The organism is Acinetobacter sp. ABJ_C4_1, from assembly GCF_044538495.1.
Classification (GTDB): domain Bacteria; phylum Pseudomonadota; class Gammaproteobacteria; order Pseudomonadales; family Moraxellaceae; genus Acinetobacter; species Acinetobacter nosocomialis_A.
Window position 1 is genome coordinate 117,349 of sequence record NZ_JBIUCQ010000004.1, and the last position, 14,788, is coordinate 132,136.

Here is a 14,788-nt window from a genome sequence, read left to right on the forward strand (position 1 = left end):
CCTTTGCCTGCTGGCCACATTGCCAGTCGGTTTTAGCAGGCCGTATTTACCCAAAGCACACGAAAAAGTCTCTCTTTTTTGTGGGCATCCCTACGTGTCCCTCTCTGCGGCGGAACGGGAGGGGGACATCTTCGGATGTGCTGATTTTTGGGTAAATCAGTCTGCTAACCCCTTTTCGTTTCGCCACCATAATCATTTAGCAGTGATGTGGCGAAGCTTCTTAATTACCCAAGGAGTTCGCTCATGCGTACTATTTCATCTCTCTCATTGGCAACCTTTGCCAAAATCTTTGACTCTATACCCAACTGGTCTTTAAAACGGTTTAACCGACTCTAGGTTTTAAGCCATAGGTCATTACGACTAAAAAAGCATAGCAACAATAAAACCCGAGATAGGCGAGCACACCATTTTTGTGTTGCTTTTGCACGCCTGTATTTAGCGCTCAATTTAAGAGTGACGGCATTTCTATCTCATTTATTTACAACAAAAAATTATTTTAAACGGTATACATGAAAAATTTAGACGCTTCACGTAGAGCATTACACGTGATTGATACGGCAACAGATTTATTTAAACAATATGGCTTTAATAAGGTCGGGGTAGACCAAATTATTGCTGAATCCCAAATAAATAAAGGCACCTTTTATAGCTACTTTCACTCCAAAGAAAGATTTATTGAACGGTGTCTGGTCGCGCAAAAAGAGCAGTTACAAGAAAAAGTGAGTGTGGTGAGTGAGCTTTACCAAAATGCAGATTTGTCTGATCAACTCAGGCAAATTTACCTTTTACATGCTGACTTAAAAAGCCCTTATTACTTGTTGTTTAAGGCGATTTTTGAAATTAAAAAGCTTTATCCAAATGCATACCAAACCGCACTCAGATATAGGCGATGGCTTAAAAATGAAATTTTCTGCTTGCTCATGGAAACCAAAAAAACAGTTTCCTATTCAGAAGCGGAGATATTTGTATTTATGATGGATGGTGCAATTCTGGGCCTGTTAAGTTCAGATGAAGAAAGGGAAAGAAATGCTTTGCTTGAGTATTTTTTAAAAAGGGTTTGATGGGGAGAAGGCCTAGCTTTAGGCCTTTTTTAAACTTAAAAATTTGTATGGGGCTTAATCGCCTAAGGTAATTCTTAGTCTGTTTAATGCCCCCATTAAAGAAATACTCGCCGTTAAATCTACAATCTCTTTTTCACTAAAATGCTGCGCCAAACTTTCTCGAGTCATCTCAATTTGTTCCAGGTCATTTAAAGAAGTAATTGCGGACGCAAACTCTAAAACGATTTTTTGTTTTTCAGAGAAAGCTTTTGAATGTTTATACCCCGGTATTTGGTCGATAACTTCTTGAGCTATACCAAAATCTCGTAACTCTTTGGAATGAAAAGCACAACAATATGCACAACCATTGATTTGAGATACATACAACTCGGCTAAAGCAGTCAGTTTTGGGTCTAAATCTGAAGATCTAATAGAAGAATGAGCTGAATATAAATGCCCGATGGTTTTCTTTGAAATTTCTTTATATTCCACAGTAAATATCCGTGATTAGTTAGATAGAAGCATTATTTATAATTAGGTATAGGTTGTAAATTAGGCATTTTTTTGTTATGTAGGTATATTTATTATACTTAGTAATCATCTATGAAAGATAACATTTCAGGCTGTACAGTCGAAGAAGCCATGACGGTGTTAGGTGGCCGTTGGCGCATGCTCATTATTTCTTTTTTATTAGAAAGAACGATGCGCTTTAATGAGTTACGCAGAGCAATTCCTAATATCTCTCAAAGAATGCTGACTTTAGAGCTACGTTTCTTAGAAGAAGAAGGCTTTATTTTAAGAGAAGTCTATGCACAAGTTCCTGTTAAGGTTGAATATTCTTTAACTGAAGAAGGCCGAAAATTAGAAAAGCTAGTTGATGTACTAAAAGAAATCGGTGGATGGCTTAAATCGAGATAGTTTTGTTTGGTGTAAGAGGATTTGTTTGATTATTTTAAGGTGGATTTTCTTAATGATATTTTTGTACGGTAAAATTCATTGTCTTACAATAATATAGGAGATATTAAATGATTAAAGATAACTTTATAATACATCCATTAACTGCGATGAAATTTAATCATGGATTACAAACTTGTTTTTACTTGGATATCTATTATTTGTGGTTTTCTATCTGCTTTTTCATGGTTATATGCCAGCCAAGTTAAGGTAAGCGATAAAAAAGCACTAGCTTTAATTGAAAAAAGAGCGAGAAAGAATAAAGAAAAACCTAACTATGCTCGTATGACTTTTGATGGTGCGGATATGAGAGAAACTTTGCATGCACAAACTAAATGGAATAGTTTAGGTGCCATTTTTGCGAGTATTTCTATGTTGTTTCAGGTTATTCTCCAAATATTTTTTTAAAAGTCTTTGTGTTAAATTTAAGAAATAATATTTATTGAAAAAAGTAGTATATTGATAGTATAAAGTTACGGGCTTATTCAAGAAGTTTTAATGTCTTTAGAAAAATTTATGATCTCCTTGCTCATAATAGTGAAAGAAATCGAGGGCTGGATAATCAAGTGCTTGAGCATATGCATTTAAGTATATGCTTTTTCTTAGAGTATCAGGAAGAAAATAAAAAATCTTTACATATATATACCTCTTTTCTAAATTTGATAATTAAGTTAATAAATTATCAAATAGAAAAATTATTGTCAGAGGATAAGTTTGATATTTATATTTTATTAATTAAAAAATATGAAAATAAACTAAAGGCCCATAAATGGGCCTTTAGTTTATTTACTTAAAAAATTCTGTTGCACACTTGGTGAAATTTTTGGAGCTAGTTCTATACCAGCTGCATAAATCCAACAAGAAATTACTAAAAATAGAATTACGGTTAGGAGTTGTTTAATACCAGACATTTGACTTCGAAATATTTGGAGTGAGATTTTTCCAAAAGAGAATGTGAATATTACTATAGTAGCAACAAATAATATAAAACTAAAAAGAGCAAATGCAACACTACTTTCAGTAATTTCAAATATCTTTCTTCCATATACTAGCATTAATGTAGTTAAAAAAGTTCCAAATACTTGATCACTTAAAAATGACATTATATGGTTATATTTTAAGTCTCCACTGGGAATTTCTAGAAAGTTTTCTATTTTGTCTGGTTGTTCTCTTTTGTTTTCTGTGTATGCAAAGCTAAGTAAAGCAGCAATAAGAAACATAGTTAAATTAAGAAAAACTCCAATAAAGATAGATAAGTTACTTGGGTAGCCATAATTATAATATAGAGCTATATCAATACCAGAAATTAATAAAATAAAAAGACATAAGAAAGGTCTACTTTTAAAAAATTTAATCATATGATATACGAGTTAGGTTACTAAAGAAATGAGCGACTATTTAAATATAACTATTTATAATATATATATTATATTTTTGTATATATTGTTTTATTAAAAGTAACTTGAATAAATTTAAATATTTTATATAAATATTTCATTTTTTTTAATATTAATAAAAATATGGTAATTAAAAAATCAGATAATTAAGTTTTATAAAAGTAATGATTACTGTTTTTTATTTACAATAGAAACTCAACCAGAGCTACAATAAAAAGTTATCTTATTTTTTAAATTTTATAAAAGGAGGTTAATTTTCATCTTGAACCAGTTGTCTAATCTTAACTGCCTTCTCAAAGTGATCTAGCTTATGCTCCATAATCCACCAATGCGCTGCCTCCATCAGTAACTCAGGGTTATCATTCTTATTTTTAAAAAAAGCATAAAAAGACAGACCGACATTGTCTCCTTTCTTCTCAATTTTATCGTCGCATCCCTTAATAAAAATTTCTCTTAATTCATTTCTCATATTTAGTATCACTTCAAGTCTATAAAACTAAGACGGCTTATTTTGCTCGCCCCATTGGCACATCATATCTAACAAAGGAATTAAAGATTGCCCTTTTTCTGAAAGTCGATACTCAACTTTTGGCGGAATTTGAGGATATTCCTTGCGTGAAATCAGTCCATCTCTTTCCAATTCTTTAAGTGTATTGCTGAGTGTTCTAAATGAAATATTGCCAATGCAGCGTTGCATCTCATTAAAACGCATGACATTTTTTTCATACAGCCAATACATAATAATCATTTTATATTTGCCATTAATCAAAGAAAGGGTATAGCCAAAACCCGTATCTTCTAATGGTGTATATGAAGGAATACACTCAGTCATTTTTAAAATCCACACTATCTTTTAGTATAGTATATAACATAAATTACCGTACTTATATTTAGGAAAGCACACTTCTATAATCGATTTATCAACTTTCCGATAAGAGTGTTTTCATAATGAAAAAGACATTAGTCATTGTTACCCATCCTCACATAGACCAGTCTGTTGTAAATAAAAGATGGGTAGAGGAACTAGAAAAACACCCAGACCAATTTACAGTTCACCAAATTTATCAAGCCTACCCAGATGGGGTGATTGATGTTGCCAAAGAGCAAGGACTGGTAGAAGAACACGAAAATTTAGTATTTCAATTTCCAGTGTATTGGTTTAACTGTCCACCGCTTTTGAAACAATGGCTTGATGAAGTTTTGACGTATGGTTGGGCTTATGGTTCAACAGGTGACAAGCTTAAAAATAAGAAATTTATGTTGGCTGTATCGGCTGGTGTGAAAGAAAAAGTTTATTCAGAGTATGGTGGATATAACCTTTCTTTAGAGCAAATTTTTACTCCATTTAAGCTAACAGCTTTATATGTTGGGGCAGACTATCAGCCGCTTCATGCATTTTATGGTTTAGACACAAACCCTTCAGAAGATGACGATGTGCCGACTCAACAAGACATAGCGGATAATGCGGCGCAGTATGTTCAGAAGTTATTAGCGTTGTCTGAGTAAGTTTTAAAAGAGAGGCCTAAGCGTGAGAGTTTGGGTCTTTTCAAAGTGGAAAATAGTTTTGTTATCTTTCTGATTTTTTAATAAACAGTTTGCAAAAATCAAATTTTTCTATAAGTTGAAAATACAATAATACGTCTTTGGAAAAATTATGAATATCGCGCCTTTTCCATTTCAAATTACAAACTGGGAAGAAATAGAAGTCACTGAATATAGCGGTGAAACTGGAAAGGCTTATTGGAAAACTCAATTTTTTGGTGAAGAAGGAAATAAAATTAGGGTAAGGCTTGTCGAGTACTCAGCAAACTATTTAGCAAACCACTGGTGTGAAAAAGGGCACATATTATTTTGCCTAGAAGGTGAGTTAGAAAGTAGATTGAAAGACGGGCGAACATTTACTTTAACTTCAGGCATGAGTTATCAAGTAGGGGATAACTCGGAACCCCATCAGTCTTTTAGCTTGAATGGTGCGAAGTTACTTATCGTTGATTAGATTTAAAGAACGTAATCAAATAAAGGGATAGCTATTTCTATCCCTCATCAAACATCTTAATTTGCTAAAGCTGTCATGGCATCAACCAAGCTTGTAATTCCTGTATAGATATCCTTTAAATGGGCTTGGTCATCCATATAGGCAGGGGTAGTAACAAATAAATTTTGTTGATCCACCACACAGTCTGAGGTTTGACAAACATGGTGAATTGAACCCGTTTTTTCAATTTCCTTAGCAATATTAATGTCAGAGCCTAAAGTAATAGTTGGGTGTAACTCTCCAAATATAAGCGCCAATAGAGCAGGGGATATGCATATTGCCCCAATCGGTTTCTTACTCTGATGAAACGCTTTTAAAATTGAAGCTACCGTACCATGTACTCGCGCCTCGGCTCCTTTAAAGGCAAAAGTTGATAAGTTTTTTGCGACGCCAAAGCCACCCGGCAAAATAAGACCATCAAATTCATTTGCATCAAGCTTATGCAGTAGTGAAATTTCACCTCGGGCAATTCTTGCCGCTTCTTGTAAAACATTTCTCTGTTCAGTCATGTTTATTTCGCCGCTTACATGGTCAATAACATGAAACAACGGCTCATCGGGTGCAAAAATTTGATATTCAATATTGGCTGTATCTAAGGCTAATAGGGTTAAAACAGATTCTCTAATTTCAGAACCATCTAAATAACCACAACCCGATAAAATCACTGCTACTTTTTTCATTTGCTTGCTTAAGAACCTTTTTTAAGTATGCAAAAGATTTTAAGTTTTCTTCTAAAAATTTTTTATACGCAGATTTGCCATAAATTCGCCCTAAGTGAGCATTTTTGTTTTGCGTAGCTCACGTGGGGTAATCCCAAACAAATTTTTAAATTGTTCAGTAAATCGAGATTGAGATTGATAGCCACATTCAAAAGCAATATTGCCAATACTGTTATTGGTGGTTTGAATAAGATGCAGCCCATGGCCGAGTCGTACTCTATTACGAATGTCCTGAATGCTGTTTCCTTCACTTTTTAGTTTTCTTCTTAGCGTCGATGAACTCATAAAAAGTTGAGCCGCGATAAATTCAGCGGTGAGTTCTGTAGACAAATGATCAGAAATAAAAGCCTGAACTTTTTCACTCAAGCTTGTATTCATATTGAGTTTAGCAATATCGGTATAGCCCGAATAATAAATAAGCTCTAAAAGCTCCCTTTTTCTAAATTTAAATGCAGAAGGAGGGGCAACTAAAGAGAAGTCTATAAACTGATACACGGCACTTTCTAAAAGAGAATTAAGCTGGCCTTGAACATAGTTTTGAGAAGTCCCCGCATTTTGAGGCAAGTCATTAAAATCTTCAAAATCAAACTCGATAAGAAGAGCGAAATATTCTTCTTGATCAGGAATATTACGCATATCAATGCTGGAGCTGTTGGCTAAAAAAATAAAAGAGCCGGCATCACACTTAATATTTTCAGTTTTTCCAAGTTCTTTGTATCCACTTAATACAATAATGAGTAAGGGCTTAGAAATCGGAACGTTTGTGATTTTTTGCTCTTGGTAAGCTGAATAGACCGCAAAAGTTAGGTTTAAGTTGCTATGCTCGAGCAGGCTTTTTTTAGCTAAAGAAATAAGATTCTTCATTGAATTTAAGTGCTTAATAAAATTTAGGCGTTGTGATGGATATAAAAATTATCAACATTTTTTTGGCTATTTTTAATGTTTGAGCCAATAAAAAAGCCTAAACCGTTTAAGTTTAAGCTTCTTTAAATTTGAATTCTGGCGGTGAGAGAGGGATTCGAACCCTCGATACGCGCAAACGTATACACACTTTCCAGGCGTGCTCCTTCAGCCACTCGGACACCTCACCAAGGCGTGCGATAGTAACTAAAAAATCAGGTTCTGCCAAGATTTAAGACGAGCATTACAGAAAAAAAATAATAGAGGTGATAAGATTGCGCTAAAAATCTATTGGTTTAATTACACAATGCAAAATACGGCCAAAAAAGCGACCTTGCCTGCCACGGCTTTGGCAGCTCTTGGGGTGGTCTTTGGAGACATCGGAACGAGTCCGCTCTATGCCTTGAAAGAGTCCTTCCATGCTGCCCATGGTTTGGGAATTCAGCCTGAAAACGTATTAGGAATTTTATCCATTATTTTTTGGTGCTTAATGCTGATCATCAGCATCAAGTATGTCGCAATTGTCATGCGTGCAGACAACAATGGCGAAGGCGGTATCATGGCCTTACTCGCATTGAATTTGCGTAAAGCAAAAATTGCCGACAACAAAAAAATCTACATGATTGCCATTGGCTTTATTGGGGCATCACTGTTCTTTGGTGACGGTATTATTACCCCAGCAATTTCGGTATTGTCCGCGGTCGAAGGGTTGTCTATCGCAACCAACGTTTTTGACCCGTTCATTATGCCAATTGCAATTGCCATTATCATCACGCTGTTTTTAGTGCAAAAACATGGTACTGCGTTTGTAGGTAAGTTCTTTGGTCCAATTACGCTTGTGTGGTTTATCTCGTTAGGCGCATTAGGCCTTCACAGCGTTATTCAAACACCGATTGTACTCGGCATGTTTAGCCCGCATTGGGCAATTCAGTTTATCTACCATCATCCAATTATGACCTTTTTTGTGATGGGTGCTGTGGTGTTAACCGTGACGGGTGGTGAAGCACTTTATGCCGACATGGGGCACTTTGGACCAGTTCCGATTCGTCTTGCGTGGTTCTTTGTGGTGTTACCATGCTTAGTTTTAAACTATGCAGGACAGGGCGCATTGTTACTTCGTGACCCTGCGGCAATTGAAAACCCGTTCTATTTACTGGTTCCTCAGTGGGCACTTTACCCAATGATTATTATGGCGACTATGGCAACAGTCATTGCCTCTCAAGCCGTAATTTCTGGGGTGTTTTCTCTTGCTCGCCAAGCGATTCAATTGGGTTATTTACCACGTTTAAGTATTAAACATACCTCTGAGTCTGAAGAAGGTCAGATCTATGTGCCGTTCTTAAACTGGTTACTTTTAATCGCAATTATTATCTTAATTCTGATTTTCAAAACCAGCTCAAACTTGGCAAGTGCTTATGGTTTAGCAGTAACTTTAACCATGCTCTGTGACACGATTTTGGTTTCCATCTTTATCTACTCGGCGTGGAAGTGGAGCTGGCCAAAAGTGGTGTTACTGATTATTCCATTCTTCATTTTAGAATCGGTTTTAGTTGCAGCAACTTCACTTAAAGTGTTGTCAGGTGGTTGGGTGCCGTTACTCATTGGTGGTATTGCTGTGACCATTTTAATGACATGGAAACGTGGTCGTGAGCTTACTTTTGCCAAACTTGAACATGACACTTTAGCTTTAGACTTGTTTGTGAAAAGTATTGGTAACAGCGTGCACTGGGTGCCGGGTGATGCCGTGTTTATGACAGGTACACCAAACGTTGTGCCACATGCCATGCTGCATAACATTAAGCACAACAAAGTGCTACATCAGCGTAATATTTTGGTGACTGTGGTGATTGAAGATGTGCCATTCGTTGCACCAGAAGAGCGTATTACGACAGAAGCTTTAGCTGAACATTTCTACCGTATTAAAATTTTCTACGGCTTTAAAGATGAAATGAATGTGCCAAAAGCGCTTATGCAAGCTTATGAGCAGTTAGGTCTTGAATACGACTTAATGCATATCAGCTTCTTTATTTCCCGTGATCGTATTGTTCACTCGGTGGGTGATGGTATGTCGCCGTGGAGAGAAAAGCTGTTTATTTCGATGCAGCGTAACACCAGTCCGGTGAGCGACTTCTACCAAATTCCAACCAACCGTGTGGTGGAGTTAGGTAGTCAAATCGAAATATAAATAATTTGATGTAAAAAAAACCAAGACATAAGTCTTGGTTTTTTTTATGGCTCTGATTATTGAGCTTGTGGCATAGGTGCATCTGCTGGCAATGCACCCTCTTTTGCCATTGGGTCTGCTGACTGATTTGGGTCAGCTGGTGGCGGTGGTGTATTTGGGTCTTGTGGCGCTGGAGCAGCCATTTCACCGCCAGCTGGAGGTGCTGGTGGTGCATCTGCTGGAGGAGCAGGAGGGACATCAGCTGGAATAGGGGCACCAGTAGGTGCTGCGCCTGTTGGGGCTGCAGAAACTGGTTGTACTTTCCCACTATTCACTAAATCACTAATAGAGCCAGGTTGCCCATTGACGGTTGTAGTGACTTTTACTTTAGACAAACTTTCTAAAGTTTCACCTGGTTGGACAGCAGGTTCAGCTAGGGCTGCCATACTGCACAGTCCAGCAATTACGCCAATACCAATAATCTTTGAATGGATCATTAAATGGACTCCGTTTATATTTTTATCCAAATTTGTGGAGCTAACCATGTCATAAGGTATGAGGGCTTTTCAATGAAAGATACGCAATTAACCCAATTCAATAGTGAAAGTTCCTCACAATGCCAACAAACTGTTACCGAACAAGAAATGGAGTTACAAAAAAGATGACCATGTTTTAACCATTTGAAAGATAAGCGATATACTTAAAAAAGCAGGATTGTTAAGCTGCGTGTGGACAGTGGTATTGATAGAAACATGGCTAGTAAAAAAAGTAGTTCAGGCATCTTCGGTGATTTTTCTTTAAGTGAGCATTTTGGCAAAATTGTACTTGCCGGAGTGGCAGCAGGAAGTTTTGCCTTCGCTTTTGGTGGTGAAAAAATTTCACAGTGGTTTTCGCCTTTAAGCACCAACTCGACTTGTCTAAACCAGTTTTATCGCGAAATTCCACCTGCTTTAAATAAAGACAGCTTAAAAAAAGACAGTTATCCGCTGTGCTTTAATGGTTTCAATGTTTTGTACTCGGGTATGTCTAAAACGCCGTTATGGTCAGCTGAATATCTAAGTCCAGAACGTTTAAGCACTAAAATTAAACGTGAAGATAATTTCCACGAAGAAACTCGCGTTCCTGAGCGTCACCGTTCACTGTTAAGCGATTATCGTGGTTCAGGCTATGACCGCGGGCACATGTCACCAAATGGTGATATGCCGACTAAGGACTCTCAGTTCGATAGCTTCTCGCTCAGTAACATGGTTCCGCAAGCACCTAAAAATAATCAGGAAGTTTGGCGTAAGCTTGAAGATGCTACGCGCGCTGTGGTTACTAAGCAAAAGCAAGATGCTTATATCGTGACAGGACCAATTTTTGAAGGTCAACGACTCAAAACGATTGGTCGTGGTGTCCTCGTTCCAAGCGCAGTGTATAAGGCTGTTTATTATCCTAAAACTGGCGCAATTGGCGCTTACTACGCACCAAATAACAACTCACAGCAGGTTAAGGTCGTGAGTGTGTGTTATTTGGAAGAAAAGCTGGGAATTAATCTATTCCCTCAACTCACCGAACAACAAAAGCGTAATGTCTATCGTCTGCCGTTAACATCTAGCCAAGTTAAGTCAAACCAGAAGCTAGATTATTTACACTGGGACGGAGAAAGCCAGTGTGAACGAGACTTAAGTACAGATCAGATTCACGCATTACAAGACCAGTTTAAAAAGCAGAAAAGTACTTCTTCTGAACCTATGGAATCAAAAGTTCCAAGTATTGATGAAGAAACTAGAAAAGCTATTGTGAAACAATTAGTAGAAGCCTTAGTGAACTATTTCTTGCAAATCATTAAATAAGCATTTGTAGGAAGTATTGCGCAGTTCTTATTCAATACAATAAGATGAATATACAGATCTGTCTGTTCATCTTATTCGAATAAGGACAATAACAATGTTTGCCTCGATGTTTCTTTTTTCTTTTGCCATGTCGATTACCCCGGGTCCAGTCAATACCGTTATTTTATCGACCAGCTTAAATCACGGTCTAAAAAGATCGCTTCCCTATATTTCAGGCGCCACCATTGGCTTTACTTTGCTTTTGATTTTTATGGCATTTGGTCTGCAAAGTGTATTAACTCAATTTCCAGTTGTCTTAAAAATTCTTGCAGTTTGTGGAACGCTATTTGTTTGCTATATCGGGATTAAGATTATTCTTTCTGCTGCAAATATTTCTATTTCCAGTGTTCCTGTAGAACAGATGATTATTCCCAATTTTAAAGATGGGTTCTTGTTACAGTGGCTTAACCCTAAAGCGTGGTTGGCTTGTGTGTCGGGTATTACCATGTTTACCAGTATTGAAAATCCGCAGGCGTTGCCAGTCTTTATCGTTATTTATTTTTTCACCTGTTATGTGTGTTTGTTCTTTTGGGGATTCTGCGGTGATAAATTTTCAGTAGTGCTCAATCAGGGCAACCGTTTGAAATATTTTAATATCTTGATGGGCGCTTTTTTAATTTTATCGGCACTTTTAATTTTGATTGATTTTTTTTAAATTGATCGTATTACACTGTGAAGATATAACAACGAGACCACACTTATGTTTAAGCCATTTGAAAAGGGTACAGAGTCTTCTTCAATTGAAGATTTAACATTAGAAAATGATGTCGATTGCGTGAGTATTTATGGCAATTTGCAAATTACCAAAGACAAAGTCGGGTTAGAGCAGGCAAAGGCATTGCAGAGTTTTTTAAATAATGTAGTTGCAGCTTTGGAAAAAGAAGAATTGCCTGAGAAAATTGAACGTCCAGCTGAACAAGAAATTAATAATCCGTTTTTGTAATAAATATATTTTACTCAATTTGCTATCGCGACGGCGGCACGGATGCCGCCTGTTTCACTGCGTTACATGGAAGTAACGTCAGTGAAACGAATGAGTTTTGTCACTTTTGCTCACTCAAAAGTGAGGCATTACCTATACAACTACAACTTGAGTGACCGTGGTATTTGCGGTTGTGCAGTTAATCCTTATCCCCAGCAACTACCTTATAAATAATTGCCCCAATCACAGCCCCTAAAATCGGTGCTACCCAGAACAACCACAACTGACTTAACGCAGCCGTTTCAGCAAAGAACGCAACACCTGTACTACGTGCAGGGTTCACAGAAGTGTTTGTAACTGGAATACTGATTAAGTGAATAAGCGTTAATGCAAGACCAATCGCAATAGGTGCAAAACCAGCAGGTGCACGACCATGTGTTGATCCTAAAATAATGATTAAGAAGAACGCAGTAAGTACCACTTCAATAATAAAAGCAGAACCTAGACCAAATTTATTTGGCGATAAATCACCAAAACCATTTGACGCAAAACCGCCCACACCAGTAAAGCCAGCTTGACCTTGAGCGATAATATAGAGAACAAATGCAGCAGCAGTTGCACCAACCACTTGTGCAACAATGTAAGGAATTAAATCTTTAATATCGAAACGGCCGCCGACCCAAAGACCGACACTGACCGCGGGGTTAAAATGTCCACCAGAGATATGCCCGAGAGCATAAGCACCAGTGAGTACGGTTAAACCAAAGGCAAGGGCTACACCTGCAAAGCCAATACCAAGTTCAGGGAAAGCTGCGGCTAACACTGCGCTACCACAACCACCAAAGACTAGCCAAAACGTACCTAAGAATTCAGCAAAATATTTATTCATTGTGATTACTCATCTATTGATCTATTTTTTAATTAATGTGAAATATGTCACAAAAAATTAAGCATGTGACTATATGAAATTTTTGTTTTCAGTGTTGTTTTAATCAAGAAAAGATTTGTAAGTTTTGGTTGGTTATTCTTTGTCTAAAAATTGAACTCGCCATTGTTGGGGTGTTTGATTGGTCCAATGTTTAAATGCTCTTTGAAAAGCACTTTGTTCTGAGTAACACAGTAAAAGTGCAATCTCTTGCAAGCTTAAATGCGGGTCTTTTAGATACTCGGTTGCGAGCATAAAGCGCACTTGTTGCACGCGTTCCTGAAAGGTGGTGTTTTGCTGTTGTAAGTGCCGTTGGAGCTGCCGAACTGAAAGTCCTAACTGTGTTGCAATATATTCAATGTGATATTGATTCTTTTGTAAGCCAGTTAAAATGGAGTGCTGTAAACGCTGATCGAGTTGGGTCGAATTTGGTAATTGTTCTAACAGTGCTTGGGCTTGCTGAACCAATAACTGCTGTAGAGTGTGGTCAGCGTTGCTAAGGGGTTTATGAATTTCGGTAATTGGAATAAGTAACTCTGTACGCGGCTGGCTAAAACGAACAGGACATTGAAAGTACTGTTCATACACCCTGATATTTTTAGGGGCAGTATTTAAGAAATGTACCTCATGTACATGTACACCTTCATGAGACATAAAAAGACGTAAGAATTGAATCACCAGCGCAATCGCGATTTCATCGGTAAGCTGAGTAGGGTGTAGTTCAGTCGCCTCCCAGCGAATAGAAGCATATTCTTCATATAGCTCAACCACTAATGGGCTACCGTCATAAATCAGACGGTGAAAGTCATGATAGCGAATTAAGGCTTCACCTAGGTTATCGCAAGAGAGCGCGAGATAAGCAATAATTCCTAAGTGTTTGGGCTGAACATATTTAGCAATTTCTAGACCTAATCCCGGCTTCGGGTCTAGTTTATAAATCACTTCTAACAAGTCGCGCCAAACGACGTAGTCAAAGCGTTCCAGATTTTGAATGTGTTCTAATTGTTTAGGAATAGCTAATCCATTCGCTTCACAATAAGCTTTTAATAGATGTCCCAGCCCTCCATACACCGAGCCTGTATAATTTTTTAGTTGGGGCATCCGTGACCACCTCTTTCTTGTCGTGATTTGTCAATGAAACCATAAATTCTGGTCAATACCTAGCATAACGAATTTTATATGCTCAATAAAAAGAAAAAGGAGTTAGGTGATGTTAAAAGGTTTTATTGCCGGAATTGCGGTTGCAAATGCATTTGAATGGGTGGCACACAAATATATTTTGCATGGCGTACACCGTGCTGGAAAACCGCGCTATAGCCCAGTGCCAAGAAGCATGGAATCTCATTGGGCACACCATCGTGAAGTCCGTAAACAGCAATTTCATGATGATTGCTATGTGGAAGGTATTGGAAACTGGCGAACTAAAAATGAGTTAATTTCACTTGCCGTAGTCGCAACAGTCTCAAGTGCAGTTTTCTATCCATTTTCAAAAGGTATGGCACTCGCGGCTTGGTACAGTGCTGGTAATTACTATTATATTCATCGCCGTGCACATTTAGAACCTGACTGGGCAAAGCGTAAAATCCCGTGGCACTACGATCACCATATGAACTCTAATCAAGATGCTAATTGGTGTGTGACTAAGCCTTGGTTTGATTATGTGATGGGAACACGTGTGGTATCTTCGGCAGATTTAAAAGAACAAAACCCTTTGGGTATACGGTTACCTACTGCGCTTGCTAGACCACTGTCTCAAGCAGTAGAAAAAATCTTTCCTACAAAATGGGTCGAGAAAAAAGAAAAGCCTCAACTCGTTAGTGAGCTAAATTCGGTAGATGGCGCTGCATAAAAAAATAAA

19 protein-coding genes and 1 tRNA gene are annotated in these 14,788 nt (G+C 37.5%); 10 read left to right on the forward strand and 10 right to left on the reverse strand.

Features of this window, described 5'->3' with window-relative positions:
* Positions 1 to 509 precede the first annotated feature (509 nt).
* Positions 510 to 1,061: a TetR/AcrR family transcriptional regulator gene (locus tag ACIF8R_RS07430; protein WP_396480005.1), complete on the forward strand. Its 552-nt coding sequence runs from the start codon at positions 510 to 512 to the stop codon at positions 1,059 to 1,061.
* Positions 1,062 to 1,115: 54 nt separating this feature from the next.
* Here the strand turns inward: ACIF8R_RS07430 and ACIF8R_RS07435 are convergent, their stop codons facing one another.
* Complete coding sequence (locus tag ACIF8R_RS07435) at positions 1,116 to 1,532, reverse strand: carboxymuconolactone decarboxylase family protein (RefSeq protein WP_396480007.1); 417 nt, start codon at positions 1,530 to 1,532, stop codon at positions 1,116 to 1,118.
* 111 nt (positions 1,533 to 1,643) lie between these two features.
* Between ACIF8R_RS07435 and ACIF8R_RS07440 the strand changes: the two genes are divergently transcribed.
* Both ACIF8R_RS07440 and ACIF8R_RS07445 read left to right on the forward strand, forming a co-directional pair.
* Positions 1,644 to 1,958: a helix-turn-helix domain-containing protein gene (locus ACIF8R_RS07440; protein ID WP_000654309.1), complete on the forward strand. Its 315-nt coding sequence runs from the start codon at positions 1,644 to 1,646 to the stop codon at positions 1,956 to 1,958.
* A 159-nt stretch (positions 1,959 to 2,117) separates the two neighbouring features.
* Positions 2,118 to 2,402 carry a hypothetical protein gene (locus ACIF8R_RS07445; protein WP_396480009.1) on the forward strand — a complete coding sequence of 95 codons (285 nt, stop codon included), beginning with the start codon at positions 2,118 to 2,120 and terminating at the stop codon, positions 2,400 to 2,402.
* A gap of 374 nt (positions 2,403 to 2,776) precedes the next feature.
* On the opposite strand, the gene ACIF8R_RS07450 is transcribed toward ACIF8R_RS07445, so the two are convergent.
* The 3 genes from ACIF8R_RS07450 to ACIF8R_RS07460 form a co-directional block, all read right to left on the reverse strand.
* On the reverse strand, positions 2,777 to 3,352 hold the full coding sequence (locus ACIF8R_RS07450; RefSeq protein WP_396480011.1) for a hypothetical protein: 576 nt from the start codon (positions 3,350 to 3,352) through the stop codon (positions 2,777 to 2,779).
* 289 nt (positions 3,353 to 3,641) lie between these two features.
* Entirely contained in the window at positions 3,642 to 3,860 is a 219-nt protein-coding gene (locus ACIF8R_RS07455) for a DUF6500 family protein (protein WP_199113439.1), read from the reverse strand.
* 27 nt (positions 3,861 to 3,887) lie between these two features.
* Entirely contained in the window at positions 3,888 to 4,223 is a 336-nt protein-coding gene (locus ACIF8R_RS07460; protein ID WP_396480014.1) for a winged helix-turn-helix transcriptional regulator, read from the reverse strand.
* A gap of 116 nt (positions 4,224 to 4,339) precedes the next feature.
* Here ACIF8R_RS07460 and ACIF8R_RS07465 point away from each other — a divergent pair, with 116 nt between their 5' ends.
* Both ACIF8R_RS07465 and ACIF8R_RS07470 read left to right on the forward strand, forming a co-directional pair.
* Positions 4,340 to 4,897, forward strand: coding sequence for an NAD(P)H-dependent oxidoreductase (locus ACIF8R_RS07465; protein WP_396480016.1), 558 nt, complete (start codon positions 4,340 to 4,342; stop codon positions 4,895 to 4,897).
* 148 nt (positions 4,898 to 5,045) lie between these two features.
* Positions 5,046 to 5,387, forward strand: a complete 342-nt coding sequence (locus ACIF8R_RS07470; protein ID WP_396480018.1) for a DHCW motif cupin fold protein — start codon at positions 5,046 to 5,048, stop codon at positions 5,385 to 5,387.
* A 56-nt stretch (positions 5,388 to 5,443) separates the two neighbouring features.
* Here the strand turns inward: ACIF8R_RS07470 and elbB are convergent, their stop codons facing one another.
* From elbB to ACIF8R_RS07485, 3 genes are all read right to left on the reverse strand, one after another.
* The gene (gene elbB, locus ACIF8R_RS07475) at positions 5,444 to 6,106 is read right to left on the reverse strand and encodes an isoprenoid biosynthesis glyoxalase ElbB (protein WP_396480020.1); all 663 of its coding nucleotides are present in this window, start codon (positions 6,104 to 6,106) and stop codon (positions 5,444 to 5,446) included.
* 90 nt (positions 6,107 to 6,196) lie between these two features.
* Positions 6,197 to 7,009 carry a helix-turn-helix transcriptional regulator gene (locus ACIF8R_RS07480; RefSeq protein ID WP_396480022.1) on the reverse strand — a complete coding sequence of 271 codons (813 nt, stop codon included), beginning with the start codon at positions 7,007 to 7,009 and terminating at the stop codon, positions 6,197 to 6,199.
* Positions 7,010 to 7,145: 136 nt separating this feature from the next.
* Positions 7,146 to 7,235 (reverse strand) — tRNA-Ser (locus ACIF8R_RS07485).
* Positions 7,236 to 7,352: 117 nt separating this feature from the next.
* Between ACIF8R_RS07485 and ACIF8R_RS07490 the strand changes: the two genes are divergently transcribed.
* Positions 7,353 to 9,230: a potassium transporter Kup gene (locus ACIF8R_RS07490; RefSeq protein WP_396480024.1), complete on the forward strand. Its 1,878-nt coding sequence runs from the start codon at positions 7,353 to 7,355 to the stop codon at positions 9,228 to 9,230.
* Positions 9,231 to 9,286: 56 nt separating this feature from the next.
* Here ACIF8R_RS07490 and ACIF8R_RS07495 read toward each other — a convergent pair whose 3' ends face one another.
* Positions 9,287 to 9,706, reverse strand: a complete 420-nt coding sequence (locus tag ACIF8R_RS07495) for a hypothetical protein (RefSeq protein ID WP_396480026.1) — start codon at positions 9,704 to 9,706, stop codon at positions 9,287 to 9,289.
* A gap of 255 nt (positions 9,707 to 9,961) precedes the next feature.
* Here ACIF8R_RS07495 and ACIF8R_RS07500 point away from each other — a divergent pair, with 255 nt between their 5' ends.
* From ACIF8R_RS07500 to ACIF8R_RS07510, 3 genes are all read left to right on the forward strand, one after another.
* Positions 9,962 to 11,044, forward strand: a complete 1,083-nt coding sequence (locus ACIF8R_RS07500; protein WP_396480028.1) for a DNA/RNA non-specific endonuclease — start codon at positions 9,962 to 9,964, stop codon at positions 11,042 to 11,044.
* A gap of 94 nt (positions 11,045 to 11,138) precedes the next feature.
* A complete protein-coding gene (locus ACIF8R_RS07505; protein WP_039246060.1) occupies positions 11,139 to 11,738 on the forward strand; it encodes a LysE family translocator in 600 nt (199 codons plus the stop codon).
* 45 nt (positions 11,739 to 11,783) lie between these two features.
* Positions 11,784 to 12,026, forward strand: a complete 243-nt coding sequence (locus ACIF8R_RS07510; protein WP_002048093.1) for a hypothetical protein — start codon at positions 11,784 to 11,786, stop codon at positions 12,024 to 12,026.
* Positions 12,027 to 12,204: 178 nt separating this feature from the next.
* On the opposite strand, the gene aqpZ is transcribed toward ACIF8R_RS07510, so the two are convergent.
* Positions 12,205 to 12,894: an aquaporin Z gene (gene aqpZ, locus ACIF8R_RS07515; protein ID WP_396480030.1), complete on the reverse strand. Its 690-nt coding sequence runs from the start codon at positions 12,892 to 12,894 to the stop codon at positions 12,205 to 12,207.
* A 132-nt stretch (positions 12,895 to 13,026) separates the two neighbouring features.
* Positions 13,027 to 14,031, reverse strand: coding sequence for an AraC family transcriptional regulator ligand-binding domain-containing protein (locus tag ACIF8R_RS07520; protein WP_396480032.1), 1,005 nt, complete (start codon positions 14,029 to 14,031; stop codon positions 13,027 to 13,029).
* 109 nt (positions 14,032 to 14,140) lie between these two features.
* On the opposite strand from ACIF8R_RS07520, the gene ACIF8R_RS07525 reads away from it, so the two are divergent.
* Positions 14,141 to 14,779, forward strand: coding sequence for a hypothetical protein (locus tag ACIF8R_RS07525; protein ID WP_396480034.1), 639 nt, complete (start codon positions 14,141 to 14,143; stop codon positions 14,777 to 14,779).
* Positions 14,780 to 14,788: the final 9 nt, after the last annotated feature.

What these genes read in the sequence shown, in the direction of transcription:
- ACIF8R_RS07430 (WP_396480005.1), top strand. Translation starts at nt 510, where the DNA reads ATGAAAAATTTAGACGCTTCACGTAGAGCATTACACGTGATTGATACG.
- ACIF8R_RS07440 (WP_000654309.1), top strand. Translation starts at nt 1,644, where the DNA reads ATGAAAGATAACATTTCAGGCTGTACAGTCGAAGAAGCCATGACGGTG.
- ACIF8R_RS07445 (WP_396480009.1), top strand. Translation starts at nt 2,118, where the DNA reads ATGGATTACAAACTTGTTTTTACTTGGATATCTATTATTTGTGGTTTT.
- ACIF8R_RS07450 (WP_396480011.1), bottom strand. Translation starts at nt 3,352, where the DNA reads ATGATTAAATTTTTTAAAAGTAGACCTTTCTTATGTCTTTTTATTTTA.
- ACIF8R_RS07455 (WP_199113439.1), bottom strand. Translation starts at nt 3,860, where the DNA reads ATGAGAAATGAATTAAGAGAAATTTTTATTAAGGGATGCGACGATAAA.
- ACIF8R_RS07460 (WP_396480014.1), bottom strand. Translation starts at nt 4,223, where the DNA reads ATGACTGAGTGTATTCCTTCATATACACCATTAGAAGATACGGGTTTT.
- ACIF8R_RS07465 (WP_396480016.1), top strand. Translation starts at nt 4,340, where the DNA reads ATGAAAAAGACATTAGTCATTGTTACCCATCCTCACATAGACCAGTCT.
- ACIF8R_RS07470 (WP_396480018.1), top strand. Translation starts at nt 5,046, where the DNA reads ATGAATATCGCGCCTTTTCCATTTCAAATTACAAACTGGGAAGAAATA.
- elbB (WP_396480020.1), bottom strand. Translation starts at nt 6,106, where the DNA reads ATGAAAAAAGTAGCAGTGATTTTATCGGGTTGTGGTTATTTAGATGGT.
- ACIF8R_RS07480 (WP_396480022.1), bottom strand. Translation starts at nt 7,009, where the DNA reads ATGAAGAATCTTATTTCTTTAGCTAAAAAAAGCCTGCTCGAGCATAGC.
- ACIF8R_RS07490 (WP_396480024.1), top strand. Translation starts at nt 7,353, where the DNA reads ATGCAAAATACGGCCAAAAAAGCGACCTTGCCTGCCACGGCTTTGGCA.
- ACIF8R_RS07495 (WP_396480026.1), bottom strand. Translation starts at nt 9,706, where the DNA reads ATGATCCATTCAAAGATTATTGGTATTGGCGTAATTGCTGGACTGTGC.
- ACIF8R_RS07500 (WP_396480028.1), top strand. Translation starts at nt 9,962, where the DNA reads ATGGCTAGTAAAAAAAGTAGTTCAGGCATCTTCGGTGATTTTTCTTTA.
- ACIF8R_RS07505 (WP_039246060.1), top strand. Translation starts at nt 11,139, where the DNA reads ATGTTTGCCTCGATGTTTCTTTTTTCTTTTGCCATGTCGATTACCCCG.
- ACIF8R_RS07510 (WP_002048093.1), top strand. Translation starts at nt 11,784, where the DNA reads ATGTTTAAGCCATTTGAAAAGGGTACAGAGTCTTCTTCAATTGAAGAT.
- aqpZ (WP_396480030.1), bottom strand. Translation starts at nt 12,894, where the DNA reads ATGAATAAATATTTTGCTGAATTCTTAGGTACGTTTTGGCTAGTCTTT.
- ACIF8R_RS07520 (WP_396480032.1), bottom strand. Translation starts at nt 14,031, where the DNA reads ATGCCCCAACTAAAAAATTATACAGGCTCGGTGTATGGAGGGCTGGGA.
- ACIF8R_RS07525 (WP_396480034.1), top strand. Translation starts at nt 14,141, where the DNA reads ATGTTAAAAGGTTTTATTGCCGGAATTGCGGTTGCAAATGCATTTGAA.